General features: G+C 39.4%; 16 protein-coding genes and 2 tRNA genes. 13 read left to right on the plus strand and 5 right to left on the minus strand.

The genetic code is table 11. From position 1 onward, the window contains the following. Positions 1-41: 41 nt before the first annotated feature. The gene (locus tag JXQ92_RS04515) at positions 42-2,636 is read right to left on the minus strand and encodes an ABC transporter permease (protein ID WP_421985399.1); all 2,595 of its coding nucleotides are present in this window, start codon (positions 2,634-2,636) and stop codon (positions 42-44) included. Beyond that, the gene (locus tag JXQ92_RS04520; RefSeq protein ID WP_421985400.1) at positions 2,633-2,968 is read right to left on the minus strand and encodes a PadR family transcriptional regulator; all 336 of its coding nucleotides are present in this window, start codon (positions 2,966-2,968) and stop codon (positions 2,633-2,635) included. The genes JXQ92_RS04515 and JXQ92_RS04520 overlap by 4 nt, the downstream gene beginning before the upstream one ends. A 197-nt stretch (positions 2,969-3,165) precedes the next feature. Between JXQ92_RS04520 and JXQ92_RS04525 the strand changes: the two genes are divergently transcribed. Further along, a tRNA-Val gene (locus JXQ92_RS04525) sits at positions 3,166-3,240 on the plus strand. Positions 3,241-3,274: 34 nt separating this feature from the next. Further along, positions 3,275-3,348 (plus strand) — tRNA-Pro (locus tag JXQ92_RS04530). Positions 3,349-3,360: 12 nt separating this feature from the next. Here the strand turns inward: JXQ92_RS04530 and JXQ92_RS04535 are convergent. Together JXQ92_RS04535 and JXQ92_RS04540 are read right to left on the minus strand one after the other, a co-directional pair. Beyond that, a complete protein-coding gene (locus JXQ92_RS04535) occupies positions 3,361-3,576 on the minus strand; it encodes a hypothetical protein (protein ID WP_421985401.1) in 216 nt (71 codons plus the stop codon). 114 nt (positions 3,577-3,690) lie between these two features. Beyond that, the gene (locus JXQ92_RS04540; RefSeq protein ID WP_421985402.1) at positions 3,691-5,904 is read right to left on the minus strand and encodes a M1 family metallopeptidase; all 2,214 of its coding nucleotides are present in this window, start codon (positions 5,902-5,904) and stop codon (positions 3,691-3,693) included. A 182-nt stretch (positions 5,905-6,086) separates the two neighbouring features. Between JXQ92_RS04540 and JXQ92_RS04545 the strand changes: the two genes are divergently transcribed. From JXQ92_RS04545 to JXQ92_RS04565, 5 genes are all read left to right on the plus strand, one after another. Further along, positions 6,087-6,956, plus strand: a complete 870-nt coding sequence (locus JXQ92_RS04545; protein WP_421985403.1) for a glycerophosphodiester phosphodiesterase family protein — start codon at positions 6,087-6,089, stop codon at positions 6,954-6,956. Between the two features lie 81 nt (positions 6,957-7,037). Next, positions 7,038-8,207: a hypothetical protein gene (locus JXQ92_RS04550; RefSeq protein ID WP_421985404.1), complete on the plus strand. Its 1,170-nt coding sequence runs from the start codon at positions 7,038-7,040 to the stop codon at positions 8,205-8,207. A gap of 11 nt (positions 8,208-8,218) precedes the next feature. Further along, on the plus strand, positions 8,219-9,214 hold the full coding sequence (locus tag JXQ92_RS04555; RefSeq protein ID WP_421985405.1) for an adenosine kinase: 996 nt from the start codon (positions 8,219-8,221) through the stop codon (positions 9,212-9,214). 114 nt (positions 9,215-9,328) lie between these two features. Next, positions 9,329-10,690, plus strand: a complete 1,362-nt coding sequence (locus JXQ92_RS04560; RefSeq protein WP_421985406.1) for a M16 family metallopeptidase — start codon at positions 9,329-9,331, stop codon at positions 10,688-10,690. Further along, positions 10,690-12,744, plus strand: a complete 2,055-nt coding sequence (locus JXQ92_RS04565; protein WP_421985407.1) for a M16 family metallopeptidase — start codon at positions 10,690-10,692, stop codon at positions 12,742-12,744. The genes JXQ92_RS04560 and JXQ92_RS04565 overlap by 1 nt, the downstream gene beginning before the upstream one ends. A gap of 56 nt (positions 12,745-12,800) precedes the next feature. Here JXQ92_RS04565 and JXQ92_RS04570 read toward each other — a convergent pair whose 3' ends face one another. Next, positions 12,801-14,489, minus strand: a complete 1,689-nt coding sequence (locus JXQ92_RS04570) for a M61 family metallopeptidase (protein WP_421985408.1) — start codon at positions 14,487-14,489, stop codon at positions 12,801-12,803. A 108-nt stretch (positions 14,490-14,597) separates the two neighbouring features. Between JXQ92_RS04570 and rpmH the strand changes: the two genes are divergently transcribed. The 6 genes from rpmH to JXQ92_RS04600 are packed head-to-tail and all read left to right on the plus strand — an operon-like array spanning position 14,598 to position 18,910. Further along, positions 14,598-14,756, plus strand: coding sequence for a 50S ribosomal protein L34 (gene rpmH, locus JXQ92_RS04575; protein ID WP_069833505.1), 159 nt, complete (start codon positions 14,598-14,600; stop codon positions 14,754-14,756). 35 nt (positions 14,757-14,791) lie between these two features. Further along, the gene (gene rnpA, locus JXQ92_RS04580; protein ID WP_421985409.1) at positions 14,792-15,202 is read left to right on the plus strand and encodes a ribonuclease P protein component; all 411 of its coding nucleotides are present in this window, start codon (positions 14,792-14,794) and stop codon (positions 15,200-15,202) included. A gap of 4 nt (positions 15,203-15,206) precedes the next feature. After that, positions 15,207-16,865, plus strand: a complete 1,659-nt coding sequence (locus tag JXQ92_RS04585; protein ID WP_421985410.1) for a S41 family peptidase — start codon at positions 15,207-15,209, stop codon at positions 16,863-16,865. 8 nt (positions 16,866-16,873) lie between these two features. Continuing rightward, the gene (locus JXQ92_RS04590; RefSeq protein ID WP_421985411.1) at positions 16,874-17,686 is read left to right on the plus strand and encodes a sulfite exporter TauE/SafE family protein; all 813 of its coding nucleotides are present in this window, start codon (positions 16,874-16,876) and stop codon (positions 17,684-17,686) included. A 13-nt stretch (positions 17,687-17,699) separates the two neighbouring features. Continuing rightward, entirely contained in the window at positions 17,700-18,386 is a 687-nt protein-coding gene (gene tsaB, locus JXQ92_RS04595) for a tRNA (adenosine(37)-N6)-threonylcarbamoyltransferase complex dimerization subunit type 1 TsaB (RefSeq protein WP_421985412.1), read from the plus strand. Positions 18,387-18,388: 2 nt separating this feature from the next. Continuing rightward, positions 18,389-18,910: a DUF2480 family protein gene (locus JXQ92_RS04600; RefSeq protein WP_421985413.1), complete on the plus strand. Its 522-nt coding sequence runs from the start codon at positions 18,389-18,391 to the stop codon at positions 18,908-18,910. Positions 18,911-19,196: the final 286 nt, after the last annotated feature.

Below are 19,196 nucleotides of genomic sequence, written 5' to 3' on the forward strand. Positions count from 1 at the left end.
TAGGACGCAGGCTTTTTTTATGAGTACAATGCGTTTATTACTTATTCATTTCTTAAAGCATTGATGGGATTCCCATTGGCTGCTTTAATGGATTTAAACAGTACCGTTAAGCCAGAAATTCCTAAGGCAATTAGGGTGCAAACCACCATGAGCGTAACTGAAACCTTTGTTCGGTAGGCAAAACTAGTCAACCATTCATTAATGGCATAATAGGCAATAGGCAAAGCTATGATGCAAGAAACCAGCACCAAAGTTTGTACTTGTTTGGTGAGTAGCCAAATGATTTGTTTAGATGAAGCTCCTAAAACTTTTCTGATCCCAATTTCTTGAAACTTGGCTTCTGCCATGTAAGTGATCAGTCCAAAAAGGCCAAGGCAAGAAATGAGAATAGCGACAGTGGTGAGTACACCAAATACTTTTCCGAGCCTTACCTCTGTGGTATAAAGTTGCTCAAAACGTGCGTCCAAAAATCGAGTCTTTAGAATGCTATTGGGCATGTATTTTTTCCATGTAGTTTCTAGGCTAGCCAAGGTTTCCGAAATATTGGCGCTATTGATCTTGATCATTGTTTTGGCTATTTCGTTGCCTTCTTGCTCGCTGTACATAAAAACCATAGGCTTTATGTTTACATGAGGCGATTCGATATGAAAGTCCTTAATTATTCCTCGAATGGGACCTCCTAGTCTTGGGTATGTTTCGGCCAGCGGCGTGTCTGAGTTTAAAGGATTCTTAGTTTTAATTAACGCTGCTAGGGTTTCATTAATAATTATACCATTATCATTTGTGCTTTTAGTTTCTGCGCTAAATGCTTCCCCGCTTACCATTTCTAAGTTTAAAAGCGGTATGTAATTTTCATCGATTTTATGAGTTGTGATACTGGCTTCAAAAGTTTCATCATACATAAAACCTGCCGCATTATCTCCACCTGGAGGACTGGTAGTAAGGCTTACTTGCGATATAGAAGGAATCTCACTTAATGCGTTTTTGTAAGGCACAAATTGATTAGTAAATGCGATATCCGTAACAACGATTTGGTCGCCTTGAAAAGACAATGTCCTTTCTTGCATGTATGAAATCTGCCGTTGTACTACAAAAGTAGCGATGACAAGTACCACTGATACAGTAAACTGCACCACCACAAGGCCTTTTCTAAACCAGCTTCCTTTGTTAGTCCCGCTAAGTTTCCCTTTCAAAAACTCACTAAAGCTAAACCTAGAAATAATAAAGGCCGGGTAGAGCCCTGATAAAATCCCAAGCACGGTAACAATGCCAAAAAGAGTTAATAGAAATGAAGCACTTTTTAAATACTGGAAGTAGATTGGTTTGTCAATGACTTGTTCGAATGCCGGGGTAAGGCCTTGCACAATAAGAATTGCAAGTGGCAGCGATAACCACCAAAGAATGAGTGATTCTGTTAGAAACTGAAATTTAAAACTTCCTCTACCCGCACCGATCACTTTTCTAATTCCTGCCTCTTGTCCGCGTTGTAATGCCCTGGCCGCTGTTAGGTTTACGTAATTTATACTTGCTAGTAAAAGAATAAGGCCTGCTACCAGCGCAAACAATTCTATGATGTTCTTATTCATAGCCGGAAACACATTGTCCGTAGTGCCTGTGTTGTACTTTACATCATCGAAATGCGTGAAATTGTAGCTGAACCTGTGGTGATATTCATTGCTTGTTATTTTAGGGATTTCACTTTCGATTTGAGATAGCAATCTAGACTCGTCCGTTCCAGGAGCCAATTTTAAGAAAAGTGTCCAAGGCGAAAACCCACGACTATTTAGGCTATAGCTGTCGGATGCTAGCGCTAGGAAGTCAAACTGAAGACTGGAATTTTGAGGTATGTTTTTTAGTACTCCTACAATTTGAAAGAGTTTTCTTCCTCTAAATGGTGCATTAATAGATTTACCGATCGGATCTTCACTGCCGAAGTATTTTTCAGCCATTTTTTCCGTAATGAGGATGTTTTCTTTGCTATTTAGTGCGGTTTTTGGGTTTCCTGTCACCAATTCATAGGGGAAGATTTCAAGAAAGGTAGAATCGGCAAAAAGAAAGGGTTCTTTAACAAGTGTCAGCCCATCCTCATCTTCTAGTCTAATGGTTAAATCATATTTGACGAGTCGAGTAAATGATTCTACCTGTGGGCCCATTTCTAGTAAGGCGGGACCATAGCCCGGGTGCATACCAGCATCAAATGCTTGGCTAAATGAGGCTTCACTAAACCGCTCTATCCGAACGATTCTATCCCTATCTGGAATAAAATCATCCATAAGAAACTGGTCAGCTACGAAGAGTGAAATAAGTAGACTAATCGCAATTCCGAAAGACAAACCGAATAGGTTAATCGCTGCAATTGATTTGCTGTTTTTCATGCCTCGAACGGCAGTTTTTAAGTAGTGCTTGAACATCATGTTGTGATAAGAGAGTTTGTAACTATTTGGATGATAATCGAACATATAGTGCCTAAATGACCTGGCAATTGTCCATGTATAGATTCTAGCAGCTTTTTTATGACCAAATGCAGCTAGGTTTTCGATGTATTCTTCATAAAGATCGCCTTCGAGTTCTTCAATGCGATGATCTGCACAGAAGAATCGTAGTATGCGTCCTGGTAATTTTGGTGGATTACTCATGCTTGTCCATCTTTTGATATGGCCGGCATGATTTCCCAGAAAGAAGCCCGAATTTCTTTAATTTGTTCTAAGGCTTTCAAGGCAGAAGGGGTAGGTACGAAAATACGTTTGCGCTTTCCGCCACGCTTTTTCGATGCTTCTCCGAATTCAGAGTTGAGAAACCCTTTTTTTTCCATGCGATAAAGGGCTGAGTGAATAGCACTTAGATTAATACTTCGGTGCGTATGTTCTTCCACTTTTTTTCGAACCATATTGGCATAGGCCTCATCCTTTAAAACACAGGTGGCTAAAAGCACCACTTCTTCAAATTCGCCTAAAAACGTTCCCTTCATAGGTTTTAATTTATATATAAATGTAAATAATATAAATCATGTCCTCCAAATATATTATGTGTAAATGTAAATTTAATGCCTGAATCGGGATTTGGAAAAGATGAAATGGGCGGTGACTTAAAATTTATTCGTGGAATTAGGGGATGCCAGAATGTATAATTACTTAATATTGTGTTAGAGCGACAAGTTGCTTTAATGGGGTATTAGCTCAGTTGGTTTAGAGCGCTGCCTTGACAGGGCAGAGGTCACTGGTTCGAATCCAGTATGTCCCACTTAACAATGCGCCGAAAGGCGCATTTTTTTTATCGGGATGTGGCGCAGTCCGGTAGCGTACTCGTCTGGGGGGCGAGTGGTCGCAGGTTCAAATCCTGTCATCCCGACTCTTATAGTTCTTAAACTCTTTTTCTGAGTGTAAGTTTTCTCACCAAATAAATGGCTCCAAGCCCTAGGTAGAAAGCACCAAACCAAGCGAAGGTTTTATCTGGAGAATCACTACTAGTGAATTCATAGACTAGTGTAATGAAATAAGGGATGCTGGTCAGAAGAAAAAGAGGAATGGCAAGTTTGTATGCCGGTTGCGCTTGAACAGTAGTGTATTTTTCTTCCACGATAAATGAACTAACGCCAACATATGGTAGGGGTTGATCTCTTTTTATGAACGGTTAATGCATAAAAAAAGCCTTGGTTGTAAAACCAAGGCTTTCTTGAGTATTTAGAGGCTATTAGTTATCGCCTTTTTTGAAATTTTCGAAGCGTGTTTCTGTCTTTTTTGGAAAGGCATTGTTCTCAATATCTACATCGGACAATTCTTGAAACGGGTCGAAAACCACCTTTTCTACTTCCTTTTCTTTTACAAAAAGCTTAGTTACCTGATTTTCATTTCGACGCCAGATCTCTGCAGGAATTCGTTCAATTTCCTTACTACCATCTTTGAAAGTCCATTCTAGTACAATAGGTGTAATAAGTCCTCCTTTATTCTTAAAGGTGATTTGATAAACGTTTTTACCCGCGAATCGCTCTCTTATGGCTTCATTGTCTATCTCGCTTCTGTATTCACTTCCAACGTTGCTATCAGTCAACTTAAACTCTTGTGGCTTTCCAAAGAATGGGTTGCTATCAGCACCTGAGTTCTCACCAAGGTTACCGCTTTCAGCTTGTACTTGTGTTTCCAGGCCTTTCTGTTCACCGGCAACTTTAAACCATTTTACATCGGCCACCTCTATGTCTACATTGTCCGTGGAATAGAACCATCCTTTCCAGAACCAGTCTAAATCTACAGCTGAAGCATCTTCCATAGTTCGAAAAAAGTCGGCTGGCTTAGGGTGTTTAAAAGCCCATCTTCTAGAATATTCTCTAAAGGCCTCATCAAACAATTCAGGACCCATTACTTGTTCTCTTAATACCACAAGGGCAGCGGCCGGCTTACTGTAAGCTTCAGGGCCAAGCTGAAGTGATTGTTCTGGGTTTGTCATAATAGGTCGCATAAAATCCTTGCTTCCTTTCATATAAGGAACAATTGCTGAAGGCGAATTAGAACTATATGGTAACTCAGGGTAATACTTTTTCATGGTGAGGTATTCTAGGAACGAATCTAAGCCTTCATCCATCCAAGCCCATTGGCGCTCGTCTGAGTTAATGATCATTGGAAAGTAGTTGTGCCCAACTTCATGCACAATAACATACACCATTCTTGTCTTTATAAAATCATCATAAGTACCGTCAGGTCTCGGTCGGCCAAAGTTGAAACAGATCATTGGGTATTCCATACCAATACTTGCCGCGTGCACAGAAATGGCCACTGGATATGGGTAATCTATGGTCATTTCTGAATAATTGATCAGGGTGTTGACTACTGCTTTTGTAGATTCTCTTTCCCAAAGCGGATTGCCTTCTTTAGGGTAATAAGACATCGCTAAAGGTGTATTCTCAGCTAGTTTTACAGCTTGAGCATCCCAAATAAATTTCCTTGAAGATGCAAAGGCAAAGTCTCTTACGTTTTCTGCATGATATACCCAAGTTGATCTACCTTTTGCTTTAGTTTTCTCTTTTGCCTCAGCCTCTTTTTGTGTAACAATAATTACAGGCTTATCATAAGATTTTTTAGCGCGATTGAAGCGATTTTGCTCTTGTCGTGTAAGAACATCTTTCGGGTTTTGAAGTTCACCTGTTGAACCAACGATATGATCAGAAGGTACTGTAATTTCTACTTCGAAATCTCCGAAAGTAAGCGCGAACTCGCCAGAACCGATGAATTGCTTGTTTTGCCATCCGTTAAAATCGTCGTAAACCGCCATTCGAGGATAGAACTGGGCAATGGTATACAGGTAGTTGCCATCTTCTTTAAAGTATTCGTAGCCCGATCGGCCACCAAGCTGTGCTCTATCGTTGATATTATACCACCAATCGATGCTGAAGCTGTAAGATTCCCCAGATTTTAAACCTGTAGGTAAGCTTATTTTCATCATGGTGTTGTTTACCAGGTATTTTAGGTCGTTGCCCTGTGTGTCTTTAACGGACATAAGTTTAAAGCCTCCATCGAAACCAGTATCGCTCAAAGCCCTTTGCGCTTGGCTAGTACCCATTTGGGTAATAGTAGCCGGTAGCCTACTTCCGTTTATTTTGGTGCCAAGGTTTTCTGGCTGGCGTACATTCTGATCCAGTTGAATCCAAAGGTATCGGAGTTCTGAAGGCGAGTTATTGTAATAAGTAATTGTTTCGGAACCCGTGATTTTTTGATTTTCATCATCCAGCTCCACCTTAATTTTATAGTCAGCTTTCTGCTGCCAGTAGTCTGGGCCAGCTTCACCAGACCCAGTTCGATAAGAATTCGGTGTTGGCAAAATGTTGTCCATTTGCTCGAATTTGCTTTTCCATTGAGTTTGACCGAAAGCAAAAAATGGGCTAATGACTAACATTATAGTCAGTAATCTTTTCATGAGAAGAGGTTTTAGTTTGTTGTTCTGCCATTCTAGAAATGGCCGAACAATAATAATCAATTAATACTCGATTTTCACGACTAAATCATTTTTAGCGGGGTAGAATATTAACTAATAAAATGATGCCTTGAGTGAATAGGTGAATGGAAAGCATATTTATTAATTTGCAAAAAAGCTAAAAGATGAAGTTACTATCCATTCTCAGTTTGTTATGTTCCTCATTGCTCATACATGGCCAGTCCGTAGATATTCAAGGTCACAGGGGTGCACGGGGTTTGATGCCTGAAAATACTATCCCGGCTTTTCTCAGAGCGATCGATGAAGGAGTAACCACTTTAGAACTTGATGTGGTAATCACGAAAGACAAAAAAGTAGTGGTGTCCCATGAGCCTTATATGTCTTCCGGTATTTGTAGCAAGCCAGATGGTACGCCGGTTAAGTCATCAGAAAGCAAGTCTTTCAATATTTACGAAATGACCTATCAAGAGGTAAGTAGCTTCGATTGTGGTAGTAGGGGAAATAGCCGTTTTCCAGCACAAGAGAAAATGGCGGTGGTGAAACCATTGCTTAGCGATCTTATTCAAACAGTTGAAAAATATTTGACCGATAACAACTTGCCGAAACTAGGATATAATGTAGAGATTAAAAGCTCGGAGAGTGGCGATGAAGTTTATCATCCTGACGTAAATGAATTCTCCAAGTTGGTCTATGCAGTTACTGCCGGAATGCTTTCAGAAAAACGCTTTACTATCCAGAGCTTCGATTTTAGGGTGTTAAAGCACATGCATGAATTTTACCCAGGGGTGACTTTAGTTGCCTTAATTGAAAACACCAAGGGCGTAGAGTCAAACTTAAAAACTTTGGGATTTATTCCTAATGTCTACAGCCCTAACTACCGATTGCTCTCCAAAAAATCGATAGCGCTTTGTCACGAAAAAGGAATGAAAGTAATTCCTTGGACCGTGAACGATTTGAAAACCATGAAGCGATTGGTTGATATCGGTGTAGACGGTATAATAACGGATTACCCAAATAGAGCAAAGGGCTTGTAATCTGCCTTGTGCTGAATCATTAATGACCCTCATATTTCATAGTTGTCGATAAGTCTTTATTTTTGGCTTTCCAATTTGCTGATGCGCGTTCTCCAAGTCCAAGATAAATACACCCAAAAAGAGTTTCTTCAAGTAGCGGTAAAACTCTATGCTGAAGAAAAGAATTGGATACGTCCATTAGATAAAGATATTGAAGCTGTCTTTGATCCTTCAAAAAACAAGAACTTTAGAAATGGCGAGGCTATTCGCTGGATTCTGGTAGACGATAATAATAAGTCTATTGGTAGAGTGGCAGCTTTTATCAACCAGAAAACAGCCAAAAGCTACGACCAACCAACTGGAGGAATGGGCTTTTTTGAGTGTGTCAACGATCAGGAAGCAGCATTTTTGCTTTTTGATACCTGCAAAGCCTGGTTAGAAGAGCGAGGTATGGAGGCAGTAGATGGCCCCATAAATTTTGGAGATAGAAATAACTGGTGGGGTCTTTTAGTAGATGGCTACTATGAACCTAATTATCAGATGCCTTACAACTTTCCATATTACCAAAAGTTGTTCGAGGCCTATGGTTTCAAGGAGTTTTTCAAGCAGTTCACTTATCAGCGCCCTATGGGTAGTGAGGTGGATTTTACCCCTCGTTTCTATGAAAGGGCGCAGAGTACATTGGAAAATCCTGATTACGAATTTCGTCATATCACCAAAAAAGAATTCAAAATAGCCCATGAATATTTTCGACAGGTCTATAACAAAGCTTGGGCAGGGCATAGTGGTGTAAAGCCAATGACAGAGCAACAAGCTAAGTCTACCTTTACCAAGCTGAAACCAATTGCAGATGTAAGGCTGGTATGGTTTGCCTTTTATAAAGGAGAGCCGGTGGCTTTCTTTATTTCAATTCCAGAGCTGAATCAACTTTATAAGCACCTTAATGGAAAGTGGAATCTTTTGAGTAAACTCAAATTCCTCTATTTGCTAAAAACTGGTGCTTGCAATAAAGGGCTAGGTATTGTATTTGGTGTTACTCCAGATCACCAGAAGAAAGGTGTAGAAGGTGGGCTTGTGGTTTCATACGTGAAGAAACTCGCTTGGAAAAAAGGATTTCAGTATACTGATATTGAGATGAATTGGATTGGAGATTTTAACCCAAAAATGATCCGAGTTGTAGAGCAGATCGGAGGAAAATTATTAAAAACACATATCACTTATCGTAAGTTGTTTGATGAGACAAAAGAGTTTCAGAGAGCCCCTATATTATAATCCCCAAAAGTATGAGCAAGAAGTATGACGTTTATGGCATTGGTAATGCCTTAGTTGATCTTGAGTTTAAAGTATCAGATCAGTTTTTATATGATCATAAAGTACAAAAAGGTCTAATGACCCTTGTTGACGAAGATACGCAGTTTAGACTAATAGGTGCGATTGAGCATGACGATTTGAATAGAAAATCAGGAGGTTCAGCGGCAAATTCAGTGATTGCGATAAGCCAATTCGGCGGCAAATCATTCTACTCTTGTAAAGTAGCTAATGATGAATATGGCGATTTTTATCTGAAGGATATGAATGATGCTGGCGTTGATACAAACCTTGACAATGCCGATCGAGAAGAGGGAATAACCGGAAAGTGCCTGGTTATGATTACTTCTGATGCTGATAGAACTATGAATACTTTCCTTGGTGCGACATCTAATTTATCGGTGAATGAAATTGATGAAGCATCTATAAAAGATTCTCAATACCTATACCTAGAAGGCTACCTTACTACTTCTGAAAGTGGAGTAGAGGCCATGAAAAAGGCCAAGAAAATTGCTGAAGATAATAATATAAAAACGGCAATTACACTCTCAGACCCTTCCATTGTGCAGTTTTTCAAAGAGAAGTTTGTTGAGGTAATTGGTGCTTCTGTAGACTTGCTTTTTTGTAACGAAGACGAAGCAATGGCCTTTACTGGAAAAGACAACCTTGGTGCAGCGCGTGAAGCCCTAAAAAGCGAAGCCAAAAGATTCTGTATTACACTTGGTAGCAATGGTGCTATGATTTGGGATGGAGATACTTTCATAGATATTGAACCATATGCTGTTAAGGCAGTTGATACTAATGGTGCTGGGGACATGTTTGCCGGAGCTTTCCTATATGGAATTACTAATGGCATGACTTCTGCAACGGCAGGGAAGTTAGCAAGTTTGGCAAGTTCAAAGGTGGTTTCGCAATACGGACCGCGTTTGAAGTGGCATGAAGTTCAGGCCATACTGCATGAGCTGAAATGACACAATGGTGACAATCCACATATCAGCAGGTTGTTCCGTTGACCATTAAAAGCGTTATAGAAACTTGTTGCACCATTATTTTCGAAACCGAATTTTAAACATACAAAGTATACTATGATCAAGAAAATCAGTTTTCTGCTTGTGTTGTGTGCGTTGTCATTCGCGACATATGCACAAAATATTGAGTACGAAGAGTACGAATTAGACAATGGTCTGCACGTGCTGCTTCACCAAGATAATTCTACCCCAATTGTAACGGTTGGAGTATTATATCATGTTGGCTCTAAGAATGAACCAGAAGGAAGAACAGGCTTTGCTCATTTCTTTGAACACTTGATGTTCGAAGGGTCTGCAAACATCGGCCGAGGCGAGTACTTCAAAATTATTGAAGGAGCCGGAGGTCAGTTTAACGCTAATACTTCTCCAGATAGAACCTACTATTTTCAGACTTTACCTTCAAACCAATTAGAGTTAGGTATTTACATGGAGTCGGAAAGAATGATTAGTGCCAAAATCGACTCTACTGGTATAGCTACGCAAAAAGAAGTGGTTAAAGAAGAGAAAAGACAAGGGGTTGATAATCAGCCTTATGGTACTTTACTTCAAAATATGTTGAAGAATGCTTACGCAGGTACCAATTATGAATGGTCGCCAATCGGAAGCTTCGAAGATATTGACGCTGCTACAGATCAAGATTTTGTAGATTTTTACGAAACATTTTACGTGCCTAATAATGCCACTTTAACCATTGCTGGAGATATAGATGTGGAAGCCACCAAGAAGATGATCAACGATTATTTTGCGGAAATCAAAAGAGGCACTAAGACAATTCCAAGACCTAAAATTATAGCTCCCCAATTAGATGGTACAGTAGAAGAAACTGTATTTGATAATATTCAAGTACCAGCCGTAGTGCAAGGGTATAGAATGCCACCACAAGGAACGGATGATTATTATGCACTTCAATTAGTAACACAATTACTTTCAGGTGGACAGAGTTCACGTTTCCAGAAGGTTTTGGTAGATGAAAAAAGAATGGCACTAGGTGTTCAAGTAGTTCCTTTAGGACTTGAAGACGGTGGCCTGTTCATCAACTTTGCACTACCAAACCAAGGTTATGAAGTAGCTGATCTTTCCAAAGAAATGGACAAGCTAGTGGATCAAATCAAAAACGAGATTGTTCCAGAGCGTGAATTCCAAAAGCTAAAAAATCAAATTGAGAACAATTTCATATCAGGCTATGGATCGGTGCAGTCAATTGCCGAAAGTTTGGCCAATTACAGAGTTTACTTTGGCGACGCTGGTTTAATCAATACAGAAATTGAGCGCTACAGAAAAGTAACTAGAGAAGACCTTATGCGAGTGGCAAAGAAATATTTTGTACCTGAGAATAAGGTAATTCTTACTTACCGACCAAAAGCCGAGCAAGAAAAACCAGGCGATACTAAAATCAAGAAGGAGGGAGGAAATAACTAATGAAAAAGATATGGACACTAGCACTTGCACTGATTGCTTTCGGTGCGACTGCACAAATAGATAGAACAAAACTTCCTGAACCAGCTCCTGCAAAAGAGTTGAAGATTGGAGATTACGAAAAGTTTACGTTGAAAAATGGTTTGACAGTAATTCTTGCTGAAAATCACAAACTGCCAACCCTAAGTTGGAACCTGTCTTTTATTACAGGGCCAATTACCGAAGGTGATAAAAGCGGTTATGCAAGTATTTTTGGCCAAGTAATGCAGGCAGGAACTACTACTAAAACAAAGGATGAACTGAATGAAGAAATTGACTTTATGGGGGCAGCGGTAAATGCCGGAGCTACTTCAATGTCGGCATTCTCTTTATCTAAGTATAAGGATGATGTCTTGAGCATTATGACTGACCTTCTTTACAATCCTACGTTTCCACAAGAAGAGTTTGATAGGGCCATAGAGCAAACGCTTACTGGTTTGAAGCAGTCGAAAGACGATCCGAATACAATTGCTAGCCAACTTGGTGGAATTGTTAATTATGGAAAAGATCACCCTTACGGTGAAATCGTAACCGAAGAAACGGTAAAGAACATTTCCATTGATGATTTGAAAAGTCACTATGCCAAATACTTCAAGCCAAATATCGCTTACCTCGTAATTGTAGGAGATATCACGAAGAAAGAAGCTCAGAAAATGGCAAAAAAATACTTTGGTGATTGGAAGAAAGGTGATGTCCAAAAAGAAGAGTTTGTAGCACCAAAACCAGTTGAAAAAACTGTTATTTCTCTTGTTGACCGACCTTCATCTGTTCAGTCTGTTATCAGCATTACTTATCCTATTGAAAATAAGCCAGGTAACCCAGATATACTTGCCGTTTCTTTGATGAATAACATACTGGGCGGTGGTGGCTCTGCAAGATTATTCATGAATTTAAGAGAAGATAAAGGTTATACATATGGTGCTTATTCAAATATTGGGAGTAGTCGATATAGTGCAAGATTCAATGCATCGGCAAGCGTAAGAAATGAGGTAACCGATAGTTCTTTAGTTCAATTCATGTATGAACTTGAGCGAATTGGAAACGAACAAGTAACTCAAAAAGAGCTTGATGCTGCCAAGAGTGCATTAAGAGGGTCTTTTGGTCGTTCTTTGGAGAGTAGAGGTACGGCAGCACAGTTTGCGCTTAGTACTGAAATCAACAAGCTACCTGAAGATTACTATGCCAATTATTTGAAGCGACTAGATGCAGTTACTTTGGATGATATTCAGCGTGTAGCTAAGAAGTTTGTTAGGCCCGAAAAAGCCAATGTAATCATCGTTGGAAAAGCAGAAGAAATCGCCGAGAAACTGAAAGCCTTTGCCGAGATTAATTATTACGATGCTGAAGGAAATACTGTAGAAGACCCAACTAAAAAGGTGGTCGCAGATATTTCACCCCAAACAATTCTCGACAAGTATATAGATGCAATTGGCGGCAAAGAAGCAGTTGATGGTGTTACTTCAATTGTTAATAAAAGCACAGCAAAATTAGCAATGGGCGGACAGAATTTTGAGATAACCAGAGCGGTATACCAAGAAGGTCCAGATAAATTTGCCGATGTTCAGACTATTCCAGGCCAAGGTGAGGTATTTCAAATTTATAATTCAGGAAGCGCCTTTTTAGTAATGGGCGGACAAAAGCAGTCTCCTGCTGGGCCTTTCCTTGATTTAATGAAATACCAAGGAACACTCTTTGGTGAGCGCTTTTATGAAAAAATAGGGTTCAAGCTCCAGTATAAAGGAACTTCAAAAATCAATGGAAGCGATGCGCATAGAATCGAGATAAACCTAGGTAGTCTATCTGTAAACGAGTATTATGATGTGTCGTCAGGCTTGAAAGTTAGGATTGAATTAGGTCCAGCCGGTACGGTTGATTTATCTGACTATCGTGATGTGAATGGAGTTAAAATCGCCCATGGGTTTGCTCAATCTGGAGGCCAACTTCCGGTAACACTCGAGTTTGTTTCTGATGAAGTTGTAATAAACAGTACAATCGATGCCTCAGTATTCGATAAATAGATAACCTAAAGTATTAGACTTATAAAAAAGGGGTTCCGAGTAATCGGAGCCTTTTTTTATGCAATACATTCTTCGAGCCAAGCCGTGATGTTTTGTTGTTGTTTTGCGACCATTGATTTAATCACAGAAACCTGAAATGTGCTAAAATGATCTTTTGTGTCTCTGTTGATTTCTATAGAAAGTTCACGTCCAAAACGATTAATAGTCAAGACTATTTTGGTTAACTCTGGTAATATTGGAGTGCTTTTCTTGCCATTTATACTGAGAATTTTATCACCAATACTCAAAAGTCCTTCAGCTTTGGATTCAGGAGCTATATCAGTGACAATGTTTTCATTCAGTCTAAAACCAAAGTGTCTTTCTTCTACTTTTTCGGAGAAGCATTTTTTGAATGATAGACCGAACTTTTGGAAAAGATTAGCTAGGTAAGATTCATACTGGGCACTACCAGAGATGATCTCTTTAAAATAGTTATCAAGATCTTCTTCATAAATGCTTTCGGCAGCGGCCTTGTAATCGTTGTAGTCGTAGCCACTCATGTTTTGTCCGTGTCGCTGCCACATGAGCCTCATGATATCATCTAAGGATTTTTTATTGTTGAATTTTTGGCGAATTGTAAGGTCTAGAATTAGTGCGGCAAGGGCACCTTCATTGTATATAGAGACTTTTCTTCCAGGAATACCTTTTTCATAGCCATCTAGCCACAAATCGAATGAAGACTCAGCTACCGAGTAAGCCTTTCGACCTTCATTTTCGTAATGTCTTTTTAAGAGTTTATTTAATTCTCCTAAATATTCATCTAAACTAAATACGCCAGACCTTGCTAGAAAGAGGTCGCCATAGTAGGTAGTAACACCTTCAGTGACGAAACCAGTGGTATGATAGTTTTCAGTTTGAAAGTTATAAGGCGTCATTTCTTTTGGTCGAAGACGAATGACATTCCAAGTGTGAAAGAGTTCGTGAGAACTTACACCAAGCAGCTCTTTATATAATTTCCTGTCCGCTAATTCCGATGATGGGCCTATTGTAATAACAGTTGAATTCCAATGTTCAACACCGTGATAGTGTTTGTAGGGGAGGCATTGGATTAAAAAGTGATATTCGGGACATGGAAATTCTCCCATGACCTCGACTTGTTTCTTAGTAAACGCTTTGAAGTCTTGAACTAACTCTTCATCACTTTTTGGATTGTTGCCCTGTATCCAGATATTATAGGTTGTACTGGCCCATTGATAAACAACCTTTCTTAAAGAATCGCTAGCAAATAAGGGGCTATCAACGAGTTGGTAGAAGGAAGGGGCAAGGAGTCTGTCATGGCCAATAGAATTAAGCCCAGAGGCTATCTTATAATTTTTCGGTAGATCTAGAATGACTTCACACGCAGCATCCATTTGGCTAGGGTCATAAATGCAGCAGTTGATAAAATTGATATAAACCTGTTCATCGTCAAGCCAAGTATTCCCTGCATCCATGGCAAAGGCAAAATACTGATAGCTTATCGTTACCTCACCGGGTAGGTTTGACAGCTCCCAAGAGCTTTTACTCTTTTTTTGAACCTCAATTGAATTGCCTTTTTCGTCTGTGGCCTGAAAGTTTTTAATCCGTTTAGCAAAATTTTGAATTTGGTACCTGCCAGGTCTCCAGTTTGGTAGTTGTAGTAAGAGGTTGGTTTTCTGGGCGTTAATCACCACCTTGAAATTCAAGAAATGAGTTGTAGCCTTGTCGAAAGAAATATTATAGATCATATAGTGCTTCTTGAAAGGATTAAAGCTAAACATTTTTGCACTCACGTTGGTAAAGATGAAAAAGCTACCTATCTTTGCATTCCTTTTTGAGAGAAAGATAAAAATACCATGAAGAGAACATTCCAACCTTCGCAGAGAAAGAGAAAAAATAAGCACGGTTTCAGATCTAGAATGGAATCTGCAAACGGTAGAAGCGTGATCGCCAGACGTAGAGCTAAAGGAAGACATAAGCTTACGGTTTCTGACGAAAGAAATCACGGTAAGTAATTCTGTCATGCTGAGGTTTTCTTAAATTAAACCTCGTGTCAGCGTTAACTACAAAGAATTTGAACTTTACTTTCCCTAAGTCGGAAAGACTACATAGCAAAAAATTAATACAGGAGCTTTTTACCGAAGGCTCCTCTTTTTATTTATACCCCTTCAAAGTAATCTATCTCCCGAAGGCAGAGATAGAATCCAATCAGGTATTAGTTTCGGTTTCTAAGAAAAAGTTTAAGCTCGCCGTAACTAGAAATAAAATAAAACGGCTTATCAAAGAAGCCTACCGCCTAAATAAACATTCATTTCAACCTGATTCTGAAACTTCTTCTAAAGTATTGATTGGTTATATTTATACAGGAAAAGAAGTAATGCCCTATCAGTTTATAGAATCTAAACTAAAGAAATCACTTCTTCGTTTGAGTAAAGAATTAGTTGAATCACAAGATCCATAAGTTTATGAGGAAGCCAAGTATTAAGAAAAGATATGTGCTGTCGATAATAGTATCTGTATTCTTACTTTGGTCGTTCACTGCCCCTCAAAACGATAAGTACTTCGAAATACTTAAAAATTTAGACATTTTCGCCACCATGTATAAAGAGGTGAATGCGAATTATGTCGACGACATTAATCCAAACACCATCATGGAAACGGGGATTGATGCGATGCTCTCCACGTTAGATCCTTATACGGTTTATTATCCGGAAGATCAGATTGAAGATGTAAGAACTGAAAATACCGGTCAATACGGTGGAATTGGTGCGGTAATTGGCGAAAAGTATGACAAGAAAGTTATGGTGGTAATGCCGAACAAGGGTTTTGCCGCAGATCGCGCCGGTTTGATAAGGGGAGATGAAATCATCTCCATCAATGGAATTGATGTGGCCAACGATTATGATAAGGCTAGCGAATATCTGAGAGGGCAGGCATCAAGCAAAATCGAATTGGGGATAATTAGAGGTAGCAATGAAAGCTTGACTATTGAAGTAGAGCTAGAAAAAATTGAATTACCTAATGTCCCTTACTTTGGAATGGTAAGCGAAGATGTGGGACTGATAAAGCTTACAGGATTTCGAGAGAAAGCATCTCGTGAAGTAAAATCGGCATTGAGAGCATTAAAGAAGGAAGGAGCCGAGCATATCATTATAGACTTACGTGATAACGGAGGTGGTCTTTTAGGAGAAGCTGTTAATATTTCCAACCTATTTATAGAAAAAGGTGAACTTGTCGTAACAACCAAGGGTAAGCTGAAAGAGATGAATGCCACTTATAAAACACTTAATGTGGCAACAGATACCGATATTCCAGTGGCGGTCTTAGTCAATAGTTCAAGCGCTTCAGCATCGGAAATTGTAGCTGGTGTAATGCAAGATTATGACAGAGGGGTGCTCATAGGGAGGAAGTCGTTCGGGAAAGGTCTTGTTCAAAGAACAATGCCCTTATCTTATAATTCTCAAATGAAAGTTACCATTGCTAAGTATTATACCCCAAGTGGAAGATGCATTCAAGCAATAGACTACAGTAACCGAAACGAAGATGGGAGTGTTGGTAAAATTGCTGATTCGCTGAAAACAGCCTTTCAAACTAATAATGGTAGAGTCGTTTATGATGGTGGGGGAGTTGATCCTGACTTTCTGACGCCGATGAGAAAAATGGCTCCGATTACAAGATCAATTTTACAATCTGATCTGTTTTTTCGATTTGCCAATGAATATAATGGCAGCGTAGAAGTTCCTGAAGCAGCAGTCGATTTCGAAGTAACGGAAGATCTCTATGCAGCCTTCAAGAACTGGATGTCGGATAAGGAGTTAATCTATACCTCCGAATTACAAGAAGAAGTGGCTCGATTTAAAGAAGCAGCTGAAGGAACAAATGATTATCAAAAAATAAGCGAATTCATTGCCCAATTAGAAGGTGCTGTTTCAAATGATCTGGTGTCTGATCTCGACGCTAATAAAGATGAGATCAAAATTTTCCTAAAAGACGAATTTGTGGCGCGCAACTTTTTAGATGAAGGGAGATTGGAAGCATCTTTTGAAAACGATAACGATGTGATTAAAGCAATAGAAGTACTTACAGATTCTCAGAATTACCAAAAAGTCCTTCAGGGTAACTAAGCCACTGCATGCAAGAATTTTTGCTACTCTTAATCATGGGGCTTGCCGGAGGTTTCTTAGCAGGGCTTATCGGTATAGGTGGCGGTGTGATGTACATCCTTGTTTTGCCCTACCTATTGTTAAACATGGGCTTCCCGCAAGAAGAGATTGTTCAATATACCATAGCAAATTCTTTATTCGGCACCACTTTCGCAGCGCTCTCAGGCAATGTAGCATTAATGAAAAGGAAGGAGTTCTTTTGGAAAGATGTGCTCATTATTGGGATGTTTGGAGCTGTTTGTTCCGTTCTAGTCCTACTACTGGTCGTCAATACAGCGTCATATCAACGCGATCAGTTTAATATGATCGTAATAGGCATCATGTTGTTTATTGCTATCAGAACACTTATCCAAACGAGAAAGCCTAGTGGTGGGCAATATGAAAAAAAGACATCCTTTATAGGTTTGGGGAGCATAGGCGCCGCTGCCGGTTCTGTTTCTGCGCTGTCAGGTTTAGGTGGGGGGACCGTAATTATTCCTATTTTAAATAGTGGACTTAAAATGCCTATGCACAAGGCAAAGTCAATATCCTTGGGGGTTATCTTTATTACTTCGCTGACGCTGTCTATTTATAACTTGTTTGAAACGCCGATGGTGGACTATACCAATCAGAACACTGGCTATATCGTTTGGCCATTGGCCTTACTAATTTCTTTAGGTGTTATAATTGGATCGCCGTTTGGTGTGATAGTCGGCCGGAAATTATCAAATCGAGTAATCAGTTATATCTTTGTGCTCTTTGTTTTGGTGGTAATCGCAGATAAGTTGTACCAGCTTATCTAAATAATAAGACTTAATGCCTTTAATTTTAAGTATAGAAACGTCAACGACAGTATGCTCTATTGCTATTACTGATGGAGATAAGATTGTAGCCACGCAAAAACTGTTTTTAGAAAAGTCTCATTCCAATTTATTGACAATTCTTATTCAAGATACGCTCAAGCAGTGTAGTCTTGGTTTGAAAGACTTTAGTGCAATCGCGGTCTCAAAAGGCCCAGGGTCTTACACTGGTTTAAGAATTGGTGTGTCAACTGCTAAGGGTTTGTGTTATGCCTTAAATAAGCCATTGATTGCCGTTCCTACCTTAACTGCGTTGGCTTATGAAGTAAATGAACAGAACACAGAAAATTACTTAATCGCACCAATGATCGATGCGCGCCGGATGGAAGTTTACACCGCTGTTTTTGATGCGGAGTTGAATCAAGTTCTAGAAACTGCTCCAATGATTTTAGATGAACAGAGTTTTTCGGAAACCCTTCAGTATAAAAGTGTGTTATTCTTTGGTGATGGTTCAGATAAGTTTCAATCGCTGATGGACGGAAATGCTAACGCAAAGTTTGTGCAAGATATTTCACCGTCAGCATGGGCTGTGGGGTTGCTGGCGCATAAAAAGTTTTTAGCGGAAGACTTTGAAGATGTAGCTTACTTTGAACCATTTTATTTGAAAGCATTTAGAGCAACAGTACCTAAGCCTTTATTATAGTTATGGAAGGGGAGATAATTAATAGAGTAGCCAATAGTCCGATCGTTTCTATCGATTTGGAAGCGTACTATCATGAAGGTGAACGTGTTGTTTACGATATAGCCGATAATCTTTTTCAGGGAATGATTCTCAGAGAAAAAGATTTCAGAGCTTTTGTCAAGACACATGATTGGAATCAATACAGTGGGAAGAATGTAGTGTTAGTTTGTACCGCCGATGCAATTGTGCCTACATGGGCATATATGTTGTTGACCACTAAACTAGAAGGAAAGGCAAACCTAGTCGTTATGGGTTCGCTAGAAACCTTAGAATTTGCCTTGTTTAAAGAAGCATTAAGTCAAATTGATCTGTCTGAACTCGAAAATCGACCTGTAGTAGTTAAAGGTTGTGGCGATTTACCAGTACCAGAGTCTGCCTACGTTGAAGTGGCTAGGTTATTAAAACCTATCGTAAAAAGCCTAATGTATGGAGAGCCATGCAGTACAGTGCCTCTTTATAAGAAGCCTCGAGAGCCTAAAAACTAGGCCTTCAATCAGTTACAAAATACTTTAAAAAATCTTTCACAAAAGCTTGGTCAGATCAAGATAAGCTTGCTACATTTGCAACCCGTTTGAATGAAACGGAGACAAGTTTTGAAACACTGAAAAAAGATTTAAAATTTATTTCGATTTAGAAGTAATTAAATCAAATAGTTTTCATTACCTTTGCATCCGCTTTGGGGATGAGAGTTGTCAAGGTGTTAAAAAAAGGGGTTACTAAAACGTTGGTGGCTTTAAAGATTTGAGAGGGTTAGTGCTCTTTTAGATTACG

It is taken from the genome of Roseivirga sp. (assembly GCF_049099775.1).
Taxonomy (GTDB): Bacteria; Bacteroidota; Bacteroidia; order Cytophagales; family Cyclobacteriaceae; genus Roseivirga.

Excerpts from the sequence above, each read along its gene's own strand:
- JXQ92_RS04515 (WP_421985399.1), bottom strand. The coding sequence starts at position 2,636 with ATGAGTAATCCACCAAAATTACCAGGACGCATACTACGATTCTTCTGT.
- JXQ92_RS04520 (WP_421985400.1), bottom strand. The coding sequence starts at position 2,968 with ATGAAGGGAACGTTTTTAGGCGAATTTGAAGAAGTGGTGCTTTTAGCC.
- JXQ92_RS04540 (WP_421985402.1), bottom strand. The coding sequence starts at position 5,904 with ATGAAAAGATTACTGACTATAATGTTAGTCATTAGCCCATTTTTTGCT.
- JXQ92_RS04545 (WP_421985403.1), top strand. The coding sequence starts at position 6,087 with ATGAAGTTACTATCCATTCTCAGTTTGTTATGTTCCTCATTGCTCATA.
- JXQ92_RS04550 (WP_421985404.1), top strand. The coding sequence starts at position 7,038 with ATGCGCGTTCTCCAAGTCCAAGATAAATACACCCAAAAAGAGTTTCTT.
- JXQ92_RS04555 (WP_421985405.1), top strand. The coding sequence starts at position 8,219 with ATGAGCAAGAAGTATGACGTTTATGGCATTGGTAATGCCTTAGTTGAT.
- JXQ92_RS04560 (WP_421985406.1), top strand. The coding sequence starts at position 9,329 with ATGATCAAGAAAATCAGTTTTCTGCTTGTGTTGTGTGCGTTGTCATTC.
- JXQ92_RS04565 (WP_421985407.1), top strand. The coding sequence starts at position 10,690 with ATGAAAAAGATATGGACACTAGCACTTGCACTGATTGCTTTCGGTGCG.
- JXQ92_RS04570 (WP_421985408.1), bottom strand. The coding sequence starts at position 14,489 with ATGATCTATAATATTTCTTTCGACAAGGCTACAACTCATTTCTTGAAT.
- rpmH (WP_069833505.1), top strand. The coding sequence starts at position 14,598 with ATGAAGAGAACATTCCAACCTTCGCAGAGAAAGAGAAAAAATAAGCAC.
- JXQ92_RS04585 (WP_421985410.1), top strand. The coding sequence starts at position 15,207 with ATGAGGAAGCCAAGTATTAAGAAAAGATATGTGCTGTCGATAATAGTA.
- JXQ92_RS04590 (WP_421985411.1), top strand. The coding sequence starts at position 16,874 with ATGCAAGAATTTTTGCTACTCTTAATCATGGGGCTTGCCGGAGGTTTC.
- tsaB (WP_421985412.1), top strand. The coding sequence starts at position 17,700 with ATGCCTTTAATTTTAAGTATAGAAACGTCAACGACAGTATGCTCTATT.
- JXQ92_RS04600 (WP_421985413.1), top strand. The coding sequence starts at position 18,389 with ATGGAAGGGGAGATAATTAATAGAGTAGCCAATAGTCCGATCGTTTCT.